This window comes from Streptomyces sp. NPDC001410 (assembly GCF_042895235.1).
Lineage (GTDB): Bacteria > Actinomycetota > Actinomycetes > Streptomycetales > Streptomycetaceae > Streptomyces.
Genome location: NZ_JBIAWE010000011.1, coordinates 93,489 through 112,681, shown reverse-complemented (window position 1 = coordinate 112,681; position 19,193 = coordinate 93,489). Strand labels below are relative to the sequence as shown.

Below are 19,193 nucleotides of genomic sequence, written 5' to 3'. Positions count from 1 at the left end.
GGTGTCATCCCTTCACGGCGCCGTCGGTCAGACCGCTGACGGCCTTGCGTTGCAGGAAGATGAAGAGGATCAGGATGGGCAGCGCGAACAGGGACGAGGCGGCCATCGTGGCGCCCCAGTCGTCGCCGAAGGCGGTCTGGAACTGGGAGAGCCAGAGCGGCAGGGTCTGCTTCTCGATGTCCTTGTTGAGGATCAGGACCAGCGGGAACTCGTTCCAGGCGGTGATGAAGCCGAACAGCGAGGTGGCCATGAGGCCGGGTGCCAGCAGCGGGAAGATGACCTTGACGAAGGCCTGGGTCCGGGTGCAGCCGTCGACCATCGCCGACTCCTCAAGATCCTTCGGCACAGCGGATACGTATCCGCGCAGCGTCAGGATGGTCAGCGGCAGCACCATGATCGCGTAGAAGACGGTGAGAGGGACCAGGCTGTCGAGCATGTCGTTGTCGCGGACCAGCATGTAGATGGCGATGACCATGACCTCCCAGGGCGCCATCTGCGCCAGCATGAAGGTCACGATGAAGCCGCGCCGGCCCTTGAACCGCATCCGGGCGAGCGCGAAGGCCGCGAACAACGCGATGACGAGCGACAGGAGCACCGCGCTGACCGTGACGGTCACGGAGTTGAGGACCAGGGTCCAGAAGTGGTCGGCGTCCACGGCCTTGCCGAAGTGACCGACCGTGAGGTTCGTCGGGAACCACACCGGGTTCTCGGAGATGATGTCGCCGGTCGGCTTGAAGGCCGTCGCGAACATCCAGTAGACGGGGAACACGAAGCCGACGAAGAGGATGACGGCGGTCGCGTTGGGCCAGATACGGCCGAAGACCGAGCGCTTCACAGCTCGTCCTCCTCTTGCTTGAGCACCATGCGCAGGTAGTACGAGGTGATGACGAGCAGCACCAGGACGGTCAGGAAGGAGATCGCCGCGCCGACGCCGAAGTGCTGGTTGCCGACGCCCTCCACGAAGGCGTAGATCGGCAGGGTCTCGGTGAGGTGGTCGGGGCCGCCCTCGTTGATGGCGAAGATCTGCGGGAACGCCTTGAAGACCCAGATGACTTCGAGGAACGTCGTGGCGTACAGGAAGGGCCGCAGGAACGGGAAGGTCACCGAGGTGAAGCTCTTCCAGGCTCCGGCGCCGTCCAGGGACGCGGCCTCGTACAGCTCCCTGGGGATCGTGGTGGTGGCGGCGTACAGGTTGATCGCCACGAACGGGATCGACTGCCAGACGATGAGCAGCGTGATCACGGAGAAGGTGGAGAACTGGGAGCCGAACCAGTTGTAGTCGGCCATGGAGTGCCAGCCGAGCTTGTCCAGGACCCAGTTGACGACGCCGAAGCGCTGGGCGAACAGCCACTGGTAGACGGTGGTGGCCGCGATGACGGGCATCGCCCAGGCGAGGACGAGGCCCAGCATGAGCAGCAGCCGCATCTTCTTGCCGAGGCGGGCGAGCAGGAGCCCGACCAGGGTGCCGGCCAGCATGATCAGGACGACGTTGACCGCGGTGAAGACCACCGACCGCTCGACGACGTGCCAGAAGTCCGAACCGCTCAGGACCTCTTTGTAGTTGTCGCCGCCGTTCCACTCGGTGAGGTGCTGGATGAGCTGCCGCGGGTTGAGGTTCTGGAACGACAGCATGCCGTTCTTCACCAGGGGCCAGCCGAGCAGGATCAGTGTGGCCAGCAGCGCGGGCAGCAGGAGCAGATAGGGGGCGGCGGCACCGCGGCGGGACGGGGACCCGGGGCCGTGGTCCTCGCTCCTCGGCGGCCCTGGTGTCCGGGCCTTGCGGACAGCGGGCTCCCCGGCCGTGTCCGTGCCTTCGGTCTGCACTGACATGAGTTGCCATCTCTTCCGTGGCGGTACCGGCCTTGCCGGCCGTACGAACGACTGAGCCGGGGGCGTCCGCCGACGCCCCCGGCGCGGGTCATCAGTTCTGCTGGGCCAGGCGCTTGTTGATCTCGCCCTCGACCTGCCCCGCGGCGTCCGCCGGGGACTTACCGTTCAGCACCGCGGTCATGTAGGACTTGATCGGGTTCGGGGTGTTCTCCACCGCGGCCCACTCGGGGATCAGCGGGGTGGTGCCACCGACCGAGGCACCGGGCGCGGCGGCCTCGGCGACGGCGTTGCCCTTGAGGTTGGTCTCCAGGGACTGCTTGTTCGGGATGACGCCGTTGAGCTTGGCCAGCTCGCCCTCGAACTCGTCGGACAGGGCGACCTTCAGGAACTCCTTGGCCAGGGCCTGCTTCTTGCTGCCCTCGGCGACGGCGAGGTTGGAGCCGCCGAGGAAGACGCCCTCGGGCTTGTCGGCCGTGGCGCCCGGGATGGTGAAGTAGCCGAGGTCCTTCTCGATGGCCTTGTTGGCCTGGACCGCGGTGCCGGCCTCCCAGCCCATGCCGATGAAGGCGCCGGTCTTGCCCTTGGCGAACACCTGGGCCTGCTGCGGGGTGGCCTCGTCCTTGTCCTTGGGGGCCTTGGAGTAGGAGGCGTACTTCTTGTAGGTCTCCATGGCCGCGGCGACCTTCGGGTCGCCCAGGTTGGAGACGTACTTGTCGCCGTCCTTCTTCACCAGGTCGGCGCCCTGGCCGATGGTCAGGCCGTCGAAGAAGTACCAGTTCTGGCCCGGCATGTAGAGCGGCTCTGCGTCGGTCTTCTTGCCGATGGTGTCCAGGTCCTTGAAGAACTCGTCCCGGGTCTTCGGGGTGCCCTTGATGCCGGCCTTGGCCCAGATCTTCTTGTTGTAGATGACGACGCGGTTCGCGAAGTACCACGGGGCGGCGTACTGCTTGCCGTCGTACACGGAGGACGCGGAGACCGACGGGGTCCACTCCGAGCCGATCTCCTGCTTGAGGTCGCCCAGTTCGGCGAGGCCGCCGGTGGCGGCGTAGGCCGGGGTCTGGGTGTTGCCGACCTCGATGACGTCCGGCGGGTTGGACTCGGAGAGGGCGGTGGTGATCTTCTGCTGGATCCCGTCCCACTTCTGGATCTCGAACTTCAGCTTGGCGCCGGTCTTCTTCTCGAAGGCGGCCTGCACGTCCTTGGACCACTGCGGCGGAGCCGAGCCGTCCATCGTCCAGACCGTCAGGGTCTGGCCCTTGAAGCTGTCAGGACCCGCGTTCTTGCCCGTGTCCTTCCCGTCGTCGCCGCCGCACGCCGAGACGGAGACCATCATGCCCGCGATCACGATCGCGGCAGCAAGCTTGCGCTTCACGCCACCCTCCTCAGGGATGCCACTAATCCCCCCACGCCCTCGGCGGTGACCTGCGTACGACGCTGTTGCACGTAGGGCTCGGGACCTGGCCACTAATGGTGTAGACCAGTACGGTGGAGCTTGGCCTAGACCTTTTGAGGTGTCAAGGGTGGTTCAGTAAGGCGATCCGGCCGTTACGAGAAAGTCACCGGAGCGCGTCCGTCCCCTTTTACGGGGACCGGCAACGGCGCGCCTGCTGGACTAGACCTCCCGCACCGGTTGGACTAGACCATAGGGCAGTTGGTCGCTATAACGGGAGCCCATCCACACAGCCGGGAAGGCAGGCATGGCCACCGACGTCAGCAGCGCCCAGCACCCCACGGGGGCGCCCGGCCGCGCCGCGCGCGTGCCGAAGTACTACCGGATCAAGCAGCAGGTGCTGGAGATGACGCAGGCGCTGGAGCCCGGCTCCGCCATGCCCGCGGAGCGCCTGCTCGCCGTCCGGCTCGGCACCTCGCGCACCACCGTCCGGCAGGCGCTGCAGGAACTGGTCTGGGAGGGCCGGCTCGACCGCATCCAGGGCAAGGGCACCTTCGTCGCCCAGCCCAAGCTGTACCGGACCCTCCAGCTCACCTCGCACACCGAGGACATGCGCGCCCAGGGTCTGGAGCCCGCCTCGCACATGCTGGACATCGGCGAGGTCGCGGCGGACACCAAGCTGTCCGGTCTTCTCGGCATCGAGGTCGGCGAGCGCGTCCTGCGCATCGAGCGGCTGCGGCTCGCCAGCGGCGACCCCATGGCGATCGAGACGACCCATCTGTCGGCGCGGCGCTTTCCCGGGCTGCGGCAGTCGCTGGCCACGTACCCGTCGCTGTACACGGCCCTCGCCGAGGTGTTCGGTGTCCATCTCGCCGAGGCCGACGAGACGATCGAGACCTCGCTGTCGACCCCGCGCGAGGCCCAGTTGCTCGCCACCGACGTGGGCCTGCCGATGCTGCTGCTGTCCCGGCACTCCCGGGACGCCGAGGGCAGACCGGTGGAGTGGGTGCGCTCGGTGTACCGGGGCTCCCGCTACAAGTTCGTCGCGGCGCTGCGCCGGCCGGCACGCTGATGAGCCCGCTGCCCGCCGCGGCCGCCCCGGACAGCCTGGGCGCCGCGCTGGTCCAGGCCCGTGAGGCGGCCCTCCTCACCCAGGGGGAGCTGGCCGAGCGGTCGGGGCTGAGCGTGCGGGCCATCCGCAATCTGGAGACCGGCCACACCGCCCGTCCCCGCAGGCAGTCGCTGCTGCTCCTCGCCGAGGCGCTCGGGCTCCCGTCCCGCGAGGCGGGGCGGTTACTCCGGCTGCCCCGCGCCGGGTCCCCGCCCCCTCCCCCGGATGCGGCCGTACCGGCGGAACTGCCCGCCGCCCCCCGCCACCGGCTCGTCGGGCGGGATGCTCTGACGGCGGAACTGACGGCCCTGCTCGCCCGGACCGAGCCCGGTCACGGCCGCCCCGCCGTGGTCGTCGGACCGCCCGGAGCCGGGAAAACCTCGCTGGCCCTGCGGGCCGCCCACGAGGTGCGCGGCCTCTTCCCGGACGGACAGGTCTTCGTCGACCTGCACCGCGCCTCCTCCCTCCCCAACACCTCGGACGTGCTCGTCCGCCGGATCCTGCGCTCCCTCGGCGGCGCCCCCGCCCCCGAGAACCCGGAGGAGGCGCGCGCCCGGCTGCGGGACGCGCTCAGCAGACGGCGGGTGCTCGTGGTCCTCGACAACGTCGACAGCGAGGCGCAGGTACGGCCGCTGCTCGTGGACGGGGGCAGGAGCGCGGTCCTGGTGGCCGCGCGGCGCGAACTGTCCGCGCTGTCCGACGGGTTCCACCGCCGGATCGGCGCCCTGGACCGGCAAGGCGCCCACCGGATGCTGGCGGACCTGGTGGGCACTGCCCGCATCCGCGCCGAGCGGCCGGCGGCGCGGAGCATCGTGGAGTCCTGCGCGGGGCTGCCGCTGGCCCTGCACATCGCCGGCCTGTGGCTCACGGCGCGCCCGCACCGCTCCCTCGGCGACCTCGCGGACCGGCTGGCGGACGAGCGCGAACGGCTGCACCGGCTGCATGTCGGGGACCTGTCCCTGCACACGAGCGTGACCGCGTACTACCGGTCGCTGCCACCCCCGTTACGCACCGCCCTTCGCCAACTGGCCGACATCCAGGGGGACTTCGACACTCAGGAGATGACAACCCGGGTGACACCGTCCCGGCGGCTCGCCGTGGACCTGCTGGAGGAGCTGCTGCACCGCCAACTGGTCCAGGCCGGCGAGCCGGACCGGAACGGGCAGATCCGCTACCGCGTGTACGACGCCGTACGCCTGTATGTGGCGCGCGGCGCCGTACTGCCGCGGGAACGGCACCTGCACTGCCTGTAGCGGCTCAGCCTCTACGGAACCACGGGGTGTTCGGGCGGGACTCGCGGACCACTGTGTCGGGGTGGCCGGCACCGTCCGAGATGGAGATCGTCCGGTACTGCTGCTCGTGGAAGACCCAGCACCACGTCTGGCCGCCCACCCGGAACCTGCCCGGGACGAACAGGAATCCCTCGGCCTTCCCGACGCCCTGCAGCGAGACCCACTTGGTCAGCTCGCGGTCGGTGCGCTCCATGACGTCGGTGTGCCTGCCGCCGTCGGCGATGGAGATCAGCCGGTAGCGCTGGCCCTGCGGGGTGGTGTGGAAGAGCCAGTACCAGGACTTGCCGTCGGTCCCGTCGGTCCGGCGCTGGTCGGGCACCGGCAGCACCGCGTCGACCCGGGTGACCCCGCCGAAGGAGTTCCAGAGGGACAGTCGCTGGTCGTCGCCGATCCTGCGGTTGGTGTGACGGGCGTCGTGGGCGATGTTGATGCGGCGGTAGACCTGGGTGCCGTCCTTGGTGTGGAACAGCCAGTAGCTGCTCTCGCCGTTGAGGCCCTGCTCGTCCGGGACGGGCAGGATCGCGTCGACCCGGTCCACGCCGGCCAGGGCGGGCCAGGAGGACAGGTCGATGCCCGAGTCCATGACCGTCCCGGTACGGTCGTCCTTTCCCGTGGTCAGCTGTTCCACCTCGGGGCCGCCGGTGCCGGCGACACGGACGGTGCGTCCGGAGAAGGTCCAGTAGCGGCCCTCGACGTCCGGCCAGGGCAGGATCTCGTCCATCGGACCGGGCTGTCCGCCGGGGCCGGGCTTCGTCTGGTTGCCGCCGGCGGAGGTCGCGCCCTCCAGGCGGCCCCGGCTGAGTCCGCGCAGGGTGGTGAGGGAGGGGCTGAAGGCGTAGACCGAGCCCTCCGTGGTCACGAACGGCTTGAAGCTCAGGATGGTGGTCTTCCGGTCGCCGTTGATGTTCGAGTGGCTCTCGAAGGCGATCTCGCCGGTGGTGACTCCGGGGAGCGTGCCGCTGACCATCGGGTCCGGGCCGGGCTTGGGGTCGCGCTCGTGCGGGAAGTTCGGGTCGTTGATCCAGTCGGTCTGGATGAACTCGAACTGCTGGCGCAGGTCGGACTGGTAGCAGACGAAGAGCAGGCCGCGGGACTCGTCCGGGCCGCCGCCGTCCTCGTTGGCCGGGTCGAAGGGCGCACCGTAGGGGATGCCGCGCCGGATGATGCGCCGAAGGTCCATGAACTTCTCTTCGACCAGCTCGCCCTCGTCGACCAGACCGTCGCGCGGAGCGGTCTTGCGCAGGTGGGAGAAGAGCGGGGTGGTGATGCCGTGGGGGTCGTCCTTGAAGCTGAGGTCGTTGTCGGGTTTGGTGCCCGGCGGGGGCGCGGCGTCGGGGTACTTCGCGATCGAGGCTCCGCAGCGCCAGCGGCCCACCAGGCGGGCGGCGAGCCACTCGCTCTTGGTGTTCTCGTCCACCACCTTGGCTTCCCGCAGCTTCGCCAGCTCGGAGTTGACCTGCGCCCACCAGCCGGGGACGTCCTGGCCGAGCCGCCGTACGACCTGGAAGGAGCCGTACTTCATCCAGTCGGGCACGCCCTTGGGCAGGGGTGTGTCCTGGTCGGCGCCGAGGACGAACTGGCCGGCCGGGATCATCCGGGCGCCCTCGGCCTCCTCCGGGCTGTCGAAGCCCACCACGAACGGTTCGCTGACGCCGTCCTTGAAGCCGAAGTGCTCCTTGCCCTTGCGCTTGCCGGGCAGCGTGGCGCCGGACTGCGGGTGGACGATCAGGACTCCGGCGCGAGAGGCGGCCTCCGTCTGGCGGGTGACCTCGGTGTCGTGGTCGTCCTTGAGGTCGGCCGCGATGGTCAGCACGGCGTGGATGGGGGGCTTCTGTTCGGAGCCGAAGATCCATCTCTTCGGATCGTTGCACCCCGTGTCGCCGAGCGCCTCGGCACGGACGGCGGACCCCTGGACGAACGCCTGGACGGTGGTGCCCGTGGACACCTTGTCGAACACCTTGTCGTTGCCGGTGAGGAACTGGATGCCCGGATAGGTGAGGCTGAGGCCCACCCAGGTGGCCTTGAGATTCTTCGGGTCGTCGCCCTGGGAGTTGACGCGGGCGTCGTGGAACTTCTGGTTGAACTGGGCGACCTGCTCGGTGGTGGCGATGGAGGGGATCAGCTCTGCCAGCCAGTTCCGGGCGGCGGTCATGTCGCCGAACTGGAGGAAGAGCAGGGTCATGTAGTCCTTCTTGAACCCGGCGAGGATGTCGCCCTGGATCTCGGTGCTGTCGCGCAGCGGTAGCGGGGTGGTCATGGAACTCCCTTGCTGGATGGGGACGGTGGGGACGGTCCGGGTTCCCGGGCGGTGCGTGGACGGCGCCGCCCGGGCCTGCGGAGGCAGGGAACGTGACAGGGGGTACGGGGGCGTCAGGCGCCGGGCCGCAGCTGCACCCACTTGGCGATGCTGGGCACCCCGCGCTCGTCGAGCAGGAACAGCAGGTAGTAGCCGGGCGGCGCATCCTTGACCGACGGCGGGGTCTTCAGCACGAGCTTGTTGCCGGCACTGCTGGTGATGGGCAGTTCGATGCGGCGCTGGCTGGTGTCCACCGAGTGGGTGGAGGTGATGGGCGCCATCAGGACGGCCTTCTCGGCCAGTTCGGGCGTGCCGGTGCTGATCCGCAGGCTGCTGCCGTAGTCCACGGTGGGGTTCGTCACGTCCGTCAGGGTCGGCCGTTGGCCGCCCTGGTGGAGATACGGCGGCTCGTAGATCTCGATGGTGCCGTTCATCCCGGACTTGATGTCCTTGTTGTTGGCGATCTCCTGCAGCTCGTCGCCGGTGATCATGATGCGGCCGTCGGGCAGGATGACGGCGTTGGAGTGGTAGCCGCGCGGCAGTCGCTGGCTGGGGCCGACCCGCCACTTGCCGTCGAAGCCGCGGATCTCGGTCTGCCGCCACTTGTCGTCGGCGTTGGGGTTGTAGTCGCCGTTGCCGTAGTTGCGGATGTCGTAGCCGCCGTTGACGGTGAACAGCCGGCCGTCGGGGAAGATCAGCGTGTCGTCCTGGGTGCGGCCGAAGGCGCGGGCGCTGTCCTCGGTCCAGCGGCCGCCGGAGAACTTGTACGTCATCGGGTCGTTGCGGTCACCGCCGAGGATCAGGACGGAGTCCGGCCCGTTGCCGGGGGTGTCGCTCGGCAGGGCCACCGCGGAGCCGTAGTTGCGCATGCCGCCGCCGGGGCGGGCGCGCAGCGGCTGCTCGGTCTCGGTCTGCGGGTCGAAGGCGTACTGCTCGTTGTAGGTGCGCCCGAAGCCGTAGATCTTGCCGTCCCGCAGCGAGAACAGGTGCGGGTAGTCGGTCGAGTACTCGGCCTTGACCGGCCACTTGTCGAGTGCCTGGTCGTTCGGGGTGGTCGACGGGTCGTACGACACCGCGGTGTTCTTGGCCGGGAAGCGCTCGATCGTCTGGGAGAGCTTGCCCCAGCCGATGTCGCCGTGGCCGGAGGTGATGAACTGCCGGCCGTCGGCGCCGGTGACGACCGACGGGTACCAGCGGCCCTCGGCCATGTCCTTCTGCTGGTGCCAGGTCTCGGTCCAGGGGTCGAAGACCAGGGCGAGGTGGGCGCCGGTGCCGTGGTTGCCGCCGAGGTTGCCGCCGAAGATGCCGACCATGCCGTTGGGCAGGTAGGAGTGTCCGGCGCAGAAGATCGGGGCGGGGCGCGGTTCGTCCGTGCCGTCGTCCATGTTCAGGACCGGCGGTGGTACGGCCTTGAAGGTGCCGGTGCCCTCCCCGTTCTCGGGTGGGGTCCAGACGTAGGCGCGGCCTGCGTTGTCACGGCCGATGACCTCGGTGGGCGCTGTCTCCTTGTTAGGGCTGTCCTCGACTGCCTCGAAGGAGAACAGCAGGACCTTGCCGGTGGGGAGCAGTGCGACGTGGTCGCCGTAGTCCGGGCTGTCGATGTACTGGGCGAACTTCCCGGACGTCGACGCGTCGAACGCCGCGTTGGTCGCCGTCTGCGAGTCGGTGTGCTCCTTCAGGCTGCGGTTGCGCATCGGCTGCGGGTAGCCGCGGTCGACGGCGCGCAGGCCGATGCGGTCCCGGGCCAGGTTCTCGGCGCGGGCCCGGCCGAGGGCCTTGACCTCCTCGGGGCGGACTTCCTTCGCGATCTGTTCGCGGGAGATGCGCACGGGCCCCGGCCCGTGGTCGAAGTCGTGCGTGGCGGACGGGGTGGAGCCGAGCGCTGCGGGCGCGGTGACGGACAGAACGAGCGCGGCACAGCCGACCGCGAACGTCCACCTCCCCTTGCGGGGGATCCCTCTGCGGAACATGGGACTCCTCGTGGGAACACGCGGCGCCGCGGGCGGCATGAGGCAGCATGGGGCGACCACGTAGAGTGACGGAATGCGCTTACCCAATCACACACCGTAGCGATTTGGTGCCGTCTGCTCGAAAGATTGACCGTTTTACCCCGTTGGGCCGTAACGCTGCGTGTTTAGCACGGCCCGGTGAAAGGCAGCGGGCTCCAATGAGCCGAACCCATCCCCTTCGCTCTTCCGAGGAGTCTCACCATGCCGGGAACACGCACGCCCCTCGCCGTGACCGCTGGCGCCCTGACCCTGCTCTGCTGTGCCGCCGCACCGACCGCCGCAGAACCGCAGCCCCCGCAGCACACGGCCGCGCCCGTCATCCACGGCGGTGCCGACGGCAGCCGTCACGAGGTGTTCTGCCCCGGGATGCAGCACGTCGAGAGCGGTGGGTACGTCCTCACCGCCAAGTCCGGCACCAAGCTCTCCGAGGTACCGGCCGACGTCATCGAGAACCGGCCGAACGACCACGCCACCGGCTGGATCCTCGCCGTGCGCAAGACGACGCGGCGGTACCTCGCCTACGGCGTGCTGGGGCAGGAGGCCGGCCCGGCCGACCTGACGATCCACCTCGTGTGCACCGACGAGACGATGTCGCACGGCGCCTGACGCACCGTGCGGCGGCGCTGTCAGTCCAGGAACGCCGTCTCGATCCAGCGGCGTACCGCCCGCGGGCGCATCCGGTGCAGGCGGTCGACCGTGTCGGCCACCTGCTGGGAGCCGCCGAGCGACAGGAACTTCTCCCGCACCAGGTCGGCATGGCCCGCCCGGGTCTCCGGACCGGCGGCGCCCACCGGGATCAGCCGGGTGCGGGAGACCGTACGGCCGTCCGTCAGCCGTACGGTGACCCGCGCGCCGGTGGCCTTGGTGGACCGGGAGAAGTCCCGGTCGTCGGCCTGCAACGCGCCGATCAGGTCGACGAGTTCGTCGCCGCCGAAGCCGCGCAGCCACGGCACGGCCAGCTCCCCCGCCTCCCGCACGGCCTCGCCGAACGGCGCGTCGGACAGGAACAGTTCGCGGGTCATCTCCGTGTCGTGCTCCAGCCGGATCCGCTTCGCCAGCGCCCACCGGTCGGGGTCGTCCAGATACGGCGCGGAGAAGTCGTCCACCGAGAACTCGCCGGTGAGCAGGGTGGTGGCCACGGGGTAGGGCACGTCAAGGACCAGCGCGCCCAGCGGTGAGCCGGGCCCGGTGACGTACTGGGCGGCCCGCTCCCCCGCGAACAGCGTGTACAGGGAGGCCTCGACGACCACTTCGGCCACGTCCTGCGGCCTGACCGGGCCGAGTTCCCGGTGGATCTCGGCGGCGCAGTCCACCGCGGCGTCGATGCCGGGCCCGCCGGGGTGCATCTTGAACGACAGCGTGTCGGTGTGCCAGCGGCGGCCCAGCCCCTTCGCCACGGCCTGCGGCAGCGGCACGGTCGCGAACCGGGCCAGGAAGCCGTCGCTGTGCTCCATGATGTCGGGCGCCCCGCGCAGCCCCGCGTACGCCGCGTCGCAGGCGTCCATCGCGGTGCGCACCGGCGTGAAGGTGTTGAACAGCCGGGCGTCACTGGCGAGGAAGGCGCGCATCAGCGGCCAGTTGGGCATCGCGAAGGCCAGCCCGAAGGAGTTCTCGAAGAGGGAGGCGGAAGCCCGGTCGCAGTGCAGGCGGCCCGCGACCGCGCCGGCCAGATGGGTGTGCACGGCGCTCTGGCCGCGCAGCGGGCCGAGGGTCGCGGAGGCGGTGATGCGGGCCGCGCACTCGTTGGCCACGACCACCGCGGTGAGCAGCGAGAGCCCGTCCAGCCGGCGGGCGTAGGCGAAGGCGAGCGGGACGGCGACCGTGGAGTTGGACAGGTGCCCGGCGTACGCGGTGTCGTCCAGGTTCAGCCAGGAGCCGAGCGCGGCGAAGACGCCGGCGGCCTGCCGCGGGTCGCGCTGCATGGGGTGCCCGAAGGCGGCCACCAGCTTTCTGCCGAGGGGGTGCTGGAGACCGGCCCGGATGGAGGCGATCTGCGACAGCACCTGGCTCGCGGCGAGCTTCAGCACCCGGCACGGGATGTGCTGCGGGCGCAGGGTCGCGGCCCAGTGCGAGAGTTCGCGCAACGGGGTGTCGGCGGGCGCGCGGCGGCCGGCCCGGGGCAGGGTGTGTGCCTGCTCGGCCCAGTCGGCGCACAGTGCCCGGGCGACGCTCTCCCCGAGGACAGCGGTCATGAGGCGGCTACCTTCCAAGACGTGCGTGCGTCACGGGTGGGAACGCGACTAGGCCCTGTCGTCAAATTCCCGTCGTCCGCCCGGAGGGCGGGCCCCGCGGCGTCTGGTGCGTGCGATCGCAAGGCGCCGGAGCGCCCTCGTGGCGGAGCCACGTGGGCGCTCCGGCAACGCGGCGAGCGTGCGTGCCAGACGCCGCGGGGCAGGCGGGAATTCGACGACAGGGCCTAAGGGGAGCACCGTCGCCCCGGTGCTCCCGCGGTGTTGGGGGTGTGGCTCAGGCGGCCGGGACCTTGTCGAGGAAGCCGTAGACCGCCTTGATCTTGCCCTCGGCGTCGGTGACGATCACGTCGAAGCCGATCGCGATCGGCTCGGCACCCGGCTCGGTCACCAGGCCCCACTGGAAGCGGGCCTGGCCGTGGTGGGCGTCGACGGCGCCGTGCAGCTCGAAGGCGAGGCCCTTGAACTGGTCGCGGGCACCGGCCACCACGGCCCCGAAGCCCTCGTGGCCCTCGACCGCCGCGAGCGGGTCGATGTACGGGGCGTCGGTGGTGAACAGCTCGGCGATGGCCGCGGCGCGCTTGTCGGCGTCCGCCTCGTTCCAGATGTCGAGGTAACGGGAGACGGTGGTGGTCAGGTCGCTCATGCGGGCGTTCTCCTCTGTGACTTGCTTGACTTGTTCTTCTGACAGGTGGCTTCGTACGGGCTTCAGGGGGTGGCCGGCGCCCAGACCGGGAGGGCTCCCGGGAGCACCTCGAAGGTGGCCGAGGCGCCGATGCCGTGCTGGTACTCGCCGTCGTGCTCCAGCGGCAGCCGGAGGCCGTCGGTGCGCTCGACGGTGATCCTGCGGCCGCGCGCGTACACGGTCGCCGGGTGGTCCATGTGCGCGGCGTTCAGGGTCAGTTCGGGCACGTCGGCCGCGGCGATCCCGCCGCCGATGACACAGACGTCGAGCAGTCCGTCGTCGAGCAGCGAGCCCGGCAGCACCTGGAACCGGCCGCCGCGGTACCGGCCGCCGCCGACGTTGGCGAGGACCGTGGGGCCCTCGTGCACGACCCGGCCGTCGACAGTGACCCGGCCCGGGTACGGCGGGTAGCCGTCGGCCGTGTCCGCGAAGGCGCGGGCGTAGCGCTCCCGTCCGGTCAGGGGCAGCTCCCGGGCGGTGATCAGCGCATCGGCGATCACGCCCGAACAGGCGCCCAGATAGACGTAGTTGCGGGTCTGGGCGAGGCGGGCCAGGTCCAGCCGGCGAAGCCGGGCGCTGCCGCCGATGCCGTTGTCGGTCAGGACCGCCTTCAGGGACTCGCTCCAGGGCCGCTCGCCCCAGAGCATCTTGTAGCCGGAGTTGCCGGTGCCGCCGGGCACCACCGCGAGGGTGGCGTTGCCGGTGACGGGCACAAGGCCCTGTACGGCCTCTCGGACGGTGCCGTCGCCGCCGATGACGACGATCAGGTCGGGCGCCCCGGTGGGCCGCTGCAGTGCCCGGCGCACGGCGACGGTGGCGTCGCCCGGTCCGGTGGTGAGGTGCACCTCGGCGCGCTCCAGGCAGGACGCACACAACTGGCGTACCTCCTCGACCAGTTCGGGCGAGTGGCTGCCGGAAGCGGGGTTGCCCAGGACGAGGGCCCGGGTGGGAGCCGGGGCTGCGGTGTCTGCCATGAGGGGCGTACTCCTTCGTCGGACGGCACCCGCGGACCGGGCCGACTGTGCGCCCGGCGTCGCGGCGATCTCCACTCTGCCGAGGGGCGCTGTCACGGGGCTGACACGACGCTGACACGGCACGCAGCGGCGGGAACGCGAACGTCCGGCCCCTGGGTCCTGTCGGTCACAGGGGCCGGACGTGGTGGGCGCGACGGGTGTCACTCCTTGACGAACGCCAGCAGGTCGGCGTTGAGCCGGTCCGCGTGGGTCGCGAACATGCCGTGCGCCGCGCCCTCGTAGGTGATCAGCCTGCTGCCGGGTATCAGCTCGGCGGTCCGCGGGCCGCACAGCGGGTACGGCGCCGCCAGGTCGGCGGTTCCGTGGATCACCAGGGTGGGCACCGGGACCGCGGCCGTCTCCGCGCGCTGGTCGGTGGTGAACAGCGTGCGGTAGATCTCGATCCCGGCTCTCGGCGAGGTGTTCAGACACATGCCGATCAGCCAGCGGGCGAGCTGCCCGGAGAGCGGCAGGTTGTCCGGGTCCGGCTCCGGGCCCGCGAAGAACGGCCAGGTGAGCGCGTCCAGCCAGGCGGCCCGGTCGGTCCGGATGGCCTGTTCCACCTGGTCGAAGAGAGCGGGTTCCAGTCCGTCGGGGTTGTCCGGGGCGCGCAGCAGGAACGGCGTCGTCGAGGCGACCAGAGCGAGCCCGGCCACCCGGGCGGTGCCGTACCGGGACAGGTAGCGCACGCATTCCCCGCCGCCCACCGCGTAGCCGACCAGCACGGCGTCCTTCAGGTCGAGGTGGTCGAGCAGGTCGGCGAGGTCGCCGGCCAGGGTGTCGTAGTCGTATCCGGTCCAGGGGATGTCCGAACGGCCGCTGCCGCGCCGGTCGTAGGTGATGCAGCGCAGTCCGTTCCCGGCCAGGAACGGCGCCTGGAACTCCCACATGCGCGAGTCCGCCATGGCCGCGCCGAGCAGGACGACGGGCCGTCCGTCGCCCCAGTCGCTGTAGTGCAGCCGGGTCCCGTCCCGGGTGGTGAGGTACGGCATCCCTTCTTGCCTCCTTCCTTCGTACGGTCGCGGTGCCGGGCGATCACTTCCGGGCGGCGCGGCCCGGGGCCGCGAGCACCAGCAGGGAGGCGAGGACGCCCAGGCAGACGAGCGGGATCAGGGTGACGGCGAACGCGTGCGGGTAGGCGTCGGCCTTGCCGCCGGCGTCCGCGAGCGCGGGGAAGAAGACCGTGCCGGCGATCGCCACGCCGACGGCGGCCCCGCCCTCCTGAGCGGTGTTGAGCAGCCCCGAGGCGGCGGCCGCGTGCTCGGGAACCGCGCCGCCCAGCACCAGGTTGGTCAGCGGGCCGGTGGTCAGGCCCATGCCGAGGCCGGCGACCAGCAGGACGGGCAGCAGCCACAGCACATGGCCGCTCAGGTCCAGGCCGCGTGCCGTCAGCGCGATCGCGGTGTAGCCGACGGCCAGTACGAGCGGGCCGACGGCGACCCGGCGGGCGGTCACCGAGGCGGCGAACCGGGCCGAGACGATGGAGGCGCCGAAGTAGCCCGCGCCCAGTGCCAGGAACATCAGCCCGGACTGCAACGGGGTCAGGCCGCGGCCCAGTTGCAGGTAGAGGGCGAGGGTGAAGAAGAAGGAGCCCATGGCAAGGAAGTAGACGACCGTCGCGACCAGGCCGACCGAGAACAGCCGGGAGCGGAACATCCCCGGCTCGATCAGCGGACCGCGCCCGGCGGCGGACCTGCGGCGCAGGTGCCAGACGGTCACGGCCAGCAGCACGGCCGCCCCGGCGAGCGACTCCCACACCCACACCGGCCAGTCCCGCTCCTGCCCTTCGAGCAGCGCGAACACCAGCAGGCCCAGGGTGACCGTGACCAGCAGGGCGCCGGCCAGGTCGAGCCGGGTGCCGCCCTGGCCGCGGGACTCGGGGATCGTACGGCGGACGAAGGCGAGGGAGAGCAGGCACAGCGGGACGTTGATCAGGAAGATCGTGCGCCAGCTCAGACCGGCCACGTCGACCGAGATCAGCGCGCCGCCGATGAACTGGCCGAAGACTCCGGCGAGTCCGATGACCAGGCCGTAGACGTTGAAGGCGCGGTCGCGGGCCTCGCCCGTGTACACCGTGCCGATGATCCCCAGCACCTGCGGCACCATCAGCGCGGCGGACGCGCCCTGGGCGATCCGGGCCACCACGAGCACGGTCACCGAGGGCGCGAAGCTGCACGCGGCCGAGGCCACCATGAACAGCACCATGCCGAGGGCGAACATCCGCCGGCGGCCGTAGAGGTCGCCGAGCCGGCCGCCGGTGATCAGGCCCGAGGTGAAGGCCACGCCGTAGCCGACGACGATCATCTGGGCCTGTGCGGCGGTGGCGTCGAGGTCGGCCTTGATGGCGGGGACGGCCACGTTGGCGATGAAGAAGTCCAGCACGGTGATGAACGTGCCGACGAGGACCACCAGGAGGGCTCCGGCGGAGGGGGCGGCGGCCGGTGCGCCCACGGGGGTCGTGCGCTCGCGCCCCTCCACCGCGATGTCGGGGGTTAAATCAGAAGTCATGACGACTCCGTTTCCTTGATCGTGCGTTGTGGGTTCTGCGGTGCACCGGGGGATGTCTCCGGTCACCAGGTCACGGGCAGATGGGTCACCCCGTGGAAGACGGTGCCGCGGCGGAACAGCGTGCGCGGGTCGGCCGCGAGGCGGAGGTTCGGGAAGCGGCGCAGCAGGGAGCGCAGGGCCAGCTCCATCTCCAGCCGGGCCAGCGGGGCGCCCTGGCAGTAGTGCGGTCCGAAGCCCCACTGCAGATGGCCGCTGGTGTCGCGGTGCGGGTCGATACGGTGCGGGCAGGCGAAGACGGACTCGTCGTGGTTGCCGGCGGGCACCGAGATGACGACGGCGTCGCCCTTCTCGACCGCCACGCCGCCCAGCTCCATGTCCTCGATCGCCAGGCGGACCATGGCGTCCTGGGAGATCGACCAGTAGCGAAGAGATTCCTCGATGAAATTGCCGATCAGCGCGCCGTCGTCGGCGGCGACCTGAGCCCGCAGCTCGTCGTCGCGCAGCAGGGCGAGGACGTTCAGGGCGATCTGGTTGGTGGTGGTCTCGTGGCCCGCGACCAGTACGAGGCGGGCGATGCCGACGAGTTCGTCCAGGGTGAGGGCGCCGGTCGCGTGGTGGTTGACGGCGAGCCTGCTGATCAGGTCGTCCCCGGGGTCGGTGAGCTTGCGCAGCGCCAGCTTGGCGAGGTACTCGGACATCTCGACGAACGCGGCCTCGGAGACGGCCGGGTCCTCCTGGGAGATGACTTCGCGGGTCTTCTCGATGAAGAACGGGGAGTCCTCCTCCGGGACGCCCAGTAATCGCGCGATGACGAGGGTCGGCAGCGCCCGGGAGAAGACGGCGTGCAGATCGGCCGGCTGGGGCTGGGCGGCCAGTTCGTCCAGCAGCTCGTCCACCAGCCGCTGGACCGGCTCGCGCAGCCGCTTGACGCGGCGGTAGGTGAACTCGGTCTGGATCATGCCGCGCAGCCGCGCGTGCTCGGGGTCGTCCAGGCGAAGGAACGAGCTGGGATTGCCCCCGGGCGGCACCTGGATGCGCACAGGGGCGCCGGGTAACGTCTCGTCGGCGCTCAGCCGCGGGTCGGACAGGGCCTGGCGCACATCGTGGTACCTGGTCACCAGCCAGGCCAGTCGTGACTGAGCTGCTCCCGCCGGGATGCGCACCACGCAAGGGGGTGCCTGGCGCAACTCGGCCAGCACGGGTGGCGGGTTGCCGTCCTCGGTGCGGGCGAAGGGCCAGTCCAGGATGTCGGTGTGGTCCGCGAGTGACATGTTCGTCCTCCGTGATCGGGGGGCAAAGGTGATCCTCGGCACCGACTCTCTTTCTGCGCGGGGGCACGGTGAAGGGGGCCCGGGCGGCGCACGGAAGAGGAATCTTTACCTCCGAGTTGTGCGCGGACGCCGAACGCCACCTTCGCGCAGTGCCCTGACGCGGCGCTGACACAGCGCTGACACGGGTCCCCGCAAGGGCCCGTGTGAGTCGGTGGTGAGTAATGACTTTGCCAAGGAGGACTGACCCGAAGCTGATCAGGAGCTGACGGGGGTGGGCCGCGGGCGAGCGGCCGGCAGCGTGGGGGGCGGGGCCGTGGTGGGGCACGGCCCTCCTGTCACCCGGGGGGTGAGCGGCCGTCACCAGGTGACGGGGAGTTCCTCCAGGCCGTACACGAGGGTGTTCTCGCGGAAGCGCACGTCGTCGACGGGGACGGCCAGGCGGAGCCCGGGGAAGCGGGCGAAGAGGAGGCTCAGGCAGACCTCCAGCTCCATGCGGGCCAGCGAGGCGCCGGGGCACAGGTGCGCGCCGAAGCCGAAGGCGAGGTGGCCGGCGGCGTTGCGGTGGATGTCGAGGCGGCCCGGGTCGGGGTAGACCGATTCGTCGTGGTTGGCGCCGGGGATCGCCACGATCACGCCCTCGCCCTTGTGGATCCGCGCCCCGCCCAGCTCGACGTCGGCCACCGCGGCCCGCACCTGGTTGTCCTGCGAGATGGACCAGTAGCGCAGGAGTTCCTCGACCGCCGGCTTGAACAGGACGGGATCGGCGCGGAGTTCGGCCAGCTGGCCCGGGTCGCGCAGCAGGCTGAGGATGCTCAGGCTGATCTGGTGGGCCGAGGTCTCGTGCCCGGCGACCAGGAAGAACCGGGCCATGGCGACGAGTTCCTGGTGGCTCAGCTCGCCGGTCGCCACATAGCGGGTGGCCAGCCGGCTGATCAGGTCGTCCTGCGGCTCCGTGGTGCGCTGGACGGCCAGCCGGTCCAGGAACCGGGTCATCTCCACGAACGCGCCGTACGTCTCCTCGGGCGTCGCGTCCTGGGAGAGGATGACCCGGCTCTGCTCGGTGAACGTCGCCTCGTCCTCCTCCGGGACGCCGAGCATGCGGGCGATCACCAGCGACGGCAGCCGGACGGCGAAGTTCTCCACCAGGTCGACCGGGTTCGGACCCTGCTCCAGCTCGTCCAGCAGCTGCCCGACGAGGAGTTCGACCTCGGGGCGCAGGGCGCGGGTGCGGCGGGCGGTGAACTCGGTCATCGCCATCCGGCGCAGCCGGCCGTGCTCGGGGTCGTCCATGCGGTTGAACGACATCACACCGGGCTCCGGCGGCAGCTGGATCCGGATCGGAAAGCCGGGCTGCTGGTCGTCGGCGCTGAAGCGGTTGTCGTTGAGCACCTGGCGGACGTCCGCGTGCCGGGTGACCAGCCAGGCCTCGCCGCCGCGTATGCGCACGCGCACAGGTGGCTCCTTGCGCAGGCCCGCGTAGGCGTCCGGTGGCGCGTAGGGGCAGGAACGGGCCATCGGCCACTCGGGGAGCTGCTGCTCGCATTCGGACATGGGGGTTCCCTCCGTTGGCTGGTTTCCATTAGGTGTCCAGCGTTGGAG

Annotated in this window: 15 protein-coding genes; 3 read left to right on the top strand and 12 right to left on the bottom strand. The window is 70.6% G+C overall.

Annotation, left to right across the window (positions count from 1 at the left end; translation table 11 throughout):
* Positions 1–4 precede the first annotated feature (4 nt).
* The 3 genes from ACFY3C_RS24730 to ACFY3C_RS24720 all read right to left on the bottom strand — a co-directional run bounded on the left by ACFY3C_RS24730 (position 5) and on the right by ACFY3C_RS24720 (position 3,202).
* Complete coding sequence (locus ACFY3C_RS24730; protein ID WP_390772262.1) at positions 5–835, bottom strand: carbohydrate ABC transporter permease; 831 nt, start codon at positions 833–835, stop codon at positions 5–7.
* On the bottom strand, positions 832–1,830 hold the full coding sequence (locus ACFY3C_RS24725) for a carbohydrate ABC transporter permease (protein ID WP_386575718.1): 999 nt from the start codon (positions 1,828–1,830) through the stop codon (positions 832–834). The genes ACFY3C_RS24730 and ACFY3C_RS24725 overlap by 4 nt, the downstream gene beginning before the upstream one ends.
* Before the next feature lie 91 nt (positions 1,831–1,921).
* Positions 1,922–3,202 carry an extracellular solute-binding protein gene (locus ACFY3C_RS24720; protein ID WP_390772261.1) on the bottom strand — a complete coding sequence of 427 codons (1,281 nt, stop codon included), beginning with the start codon at positions 3,200–3,202 and terminating at the stop codon, positions 1,922–1,924.
* A 325-nt stretch (positions 3,203–3,527) separates the two neighbouring features.
* Here ACFY3C_RS24720 and ACFY3C_RS24715 point away from each other — a divergent pair, with 325 nt between their 5' ends.
* Positions 3,528–4,292, top strand: a complete 765-nt coding sequence (locus ACFY3C_RS24715; RefSeq protein WP_390772260.1) for a GntR family transcriptional regulator — start codon at positions 3,528–3,530, stop codon at positions 4,290–4,292.
* Complete coding sequence (locus ACFY3C_RS24710; protein WP_390772259.1) at positions 4,292–5,584, top strand: NB-ARC domain-containing protein; 1,293 nt, start codon at positions 4,292–4,294, stop codon at positions 5,582–5,584. The genes ACFY3C_RS24715 and ACFY3C_RS24710 overlap by 1 nt, the downstream gene beginning before the upstream one ends.
* A 4-nt stretch (positions 5,585–5,588) precedes the next feature.
* On the opposite strand, the gene ACFY3C_RS24705 is transcribed toward ACFY3C_RS24710, so the two are convergent.
* Together ACFY3C_RS24705 and ACFY3C_RS24700 are read right to left on the bottom strand one after the other, a co-directional pair.
* Positions 5,589–7,880: a Dyp-type peroxidase gene (locus ACFY3C_RS24705; RefSeq protein WP_390772258.1), complete on the bottom strand. Its 2,292-nt coding sequence runs from the start codon at positions 7,878–7,880 to the stop codon at positions 5,589–5,591.
* Positions 7,881–7,993: 113 nt separating this feature from the next.
* Positions 7,994–9,889 (bottom strand): galactose oxidase-like domain-containing protein, encoded by a 1,896-nt coding sequence (locus ACFY3C_RS24700; RefSeq protein ID WP_390772257.1) that lies wholly within the window; start codon positions 9,887–9,889, stop codon positions 7,994–7,996.
* A gap of 240 nt (positions 9,890–10,129) precedes the next feature.
* Here ACFY3C_RS24700 and ACFY3C_RS24695 point away from each other — a divergent pair, with 240 nt between their 5' ends.
* A complete protein-coding gene (locus ACFY3C_RS24695) occupies positions 10,130–10,534 on the top strand; it encodes a hypothetical protein (RefSeq protein WP_390772256.1) in 405 nt (134 codons plus the stop codon).
* A gap of 20 nt (positions 10,535–10,554) precedes the next feature.
* Here ACFY3C_RS24695 and ACFY3C_RS24690 read toward each other — a convergent pair whose 3' ends face one another.
* The 7 genes from ACFY3C_RS24690 to ACFY3C_RS24660 form a co-directional block, all read right to left on the bottom strand.
* Positions 10,555–12,120, bottom strand: a complete 1,566-nt coding sequence (locus ACFY3C_RS24690) for an MmgE/PrpD family protein (RefSeq protein WP_390772255.1) — start codon at positions 12,118–12,120, stop codon at positions 10,555–10,557.
* A 274-nt stretch (positions 12,121–12,394) separates the two neighbouring features.
* Positions 12,395–12,763, bottom strand: coding sequence for a nuclear transport factor 2 family protein (locus tag ACFY3C_RS24685; protein ID WP_386575725.1), 369 nt, complete (start codon positions 12,761–12,763; stop codon positions 12,395–12,397).
* A 62-nt stretch (positions 12,764–12,825) separates the two neighbouring features.
* The gene (locus ACFY3C_RS24680; protein ID WP_390772254.1) at positions 12,826–13,776 is read right to left on the bottom strand and encodes a diacylglycerol/lipid kinase family protein; all 951 of its coding nucleotides are present in this window, start codon (positions 13,774–13,776) and stop codon (positions 12,826–12,828) included.
* A gap of 200 nt (positions 13,777–13,976) precedes the next feature.
* Positions 13,977–14,807 carry an alpha/beta fold hydrolase gene (locus ACFY3C_RS24675; protein WP_386575727.1) on the bottom strand — a complete coding sequence of 277 codons (831 nt, stop codon included), beginning with the start codon at positions 14,805–14,807 and terminating at the stop codon, positions 13,977–13,979.
* 43 nt (positions 14,808–14,850) lie between these two features.
* Complete coding sequence (locus tag ACFY3C_RS24670) at positions 14,851–16,323, bottom strand: MFS transporter (protein ID WP_390772253.1); 1,473 nt, start codon at positions 16,321–16,323, stop codon at positions 14,851–14,853.
* 62 nt (positions 16,324–16,385) lie between these two features.
* Positions 16,386–17,594 carry a cytochrome P450 gene (locus tag ACFY3C_RS24665; protein ID WP_390772252.1) on the bottom strand — a complete coding sequence of 403 codons (1,209 nt, stop codon included), beginning with the start codon at positions 17,592–17,594 and terminating at the stop codon, positions 16,386–16,388.
* A 357-nt stretch (positions 17,595–17,951) separates the two neighbouring features.
* Positions 17,952–19,145, bottom strand: coding sequence for a cytochrome P450 (locus ACFY3C_RS24660; protein ID WP_390772251.1), 1,194 nt, complete (start codon positions 19,143–19,145; stop codon positions 17,952–17,954).
* Positions 19,146–19,193: the final 48 nt, after the last annotated feature.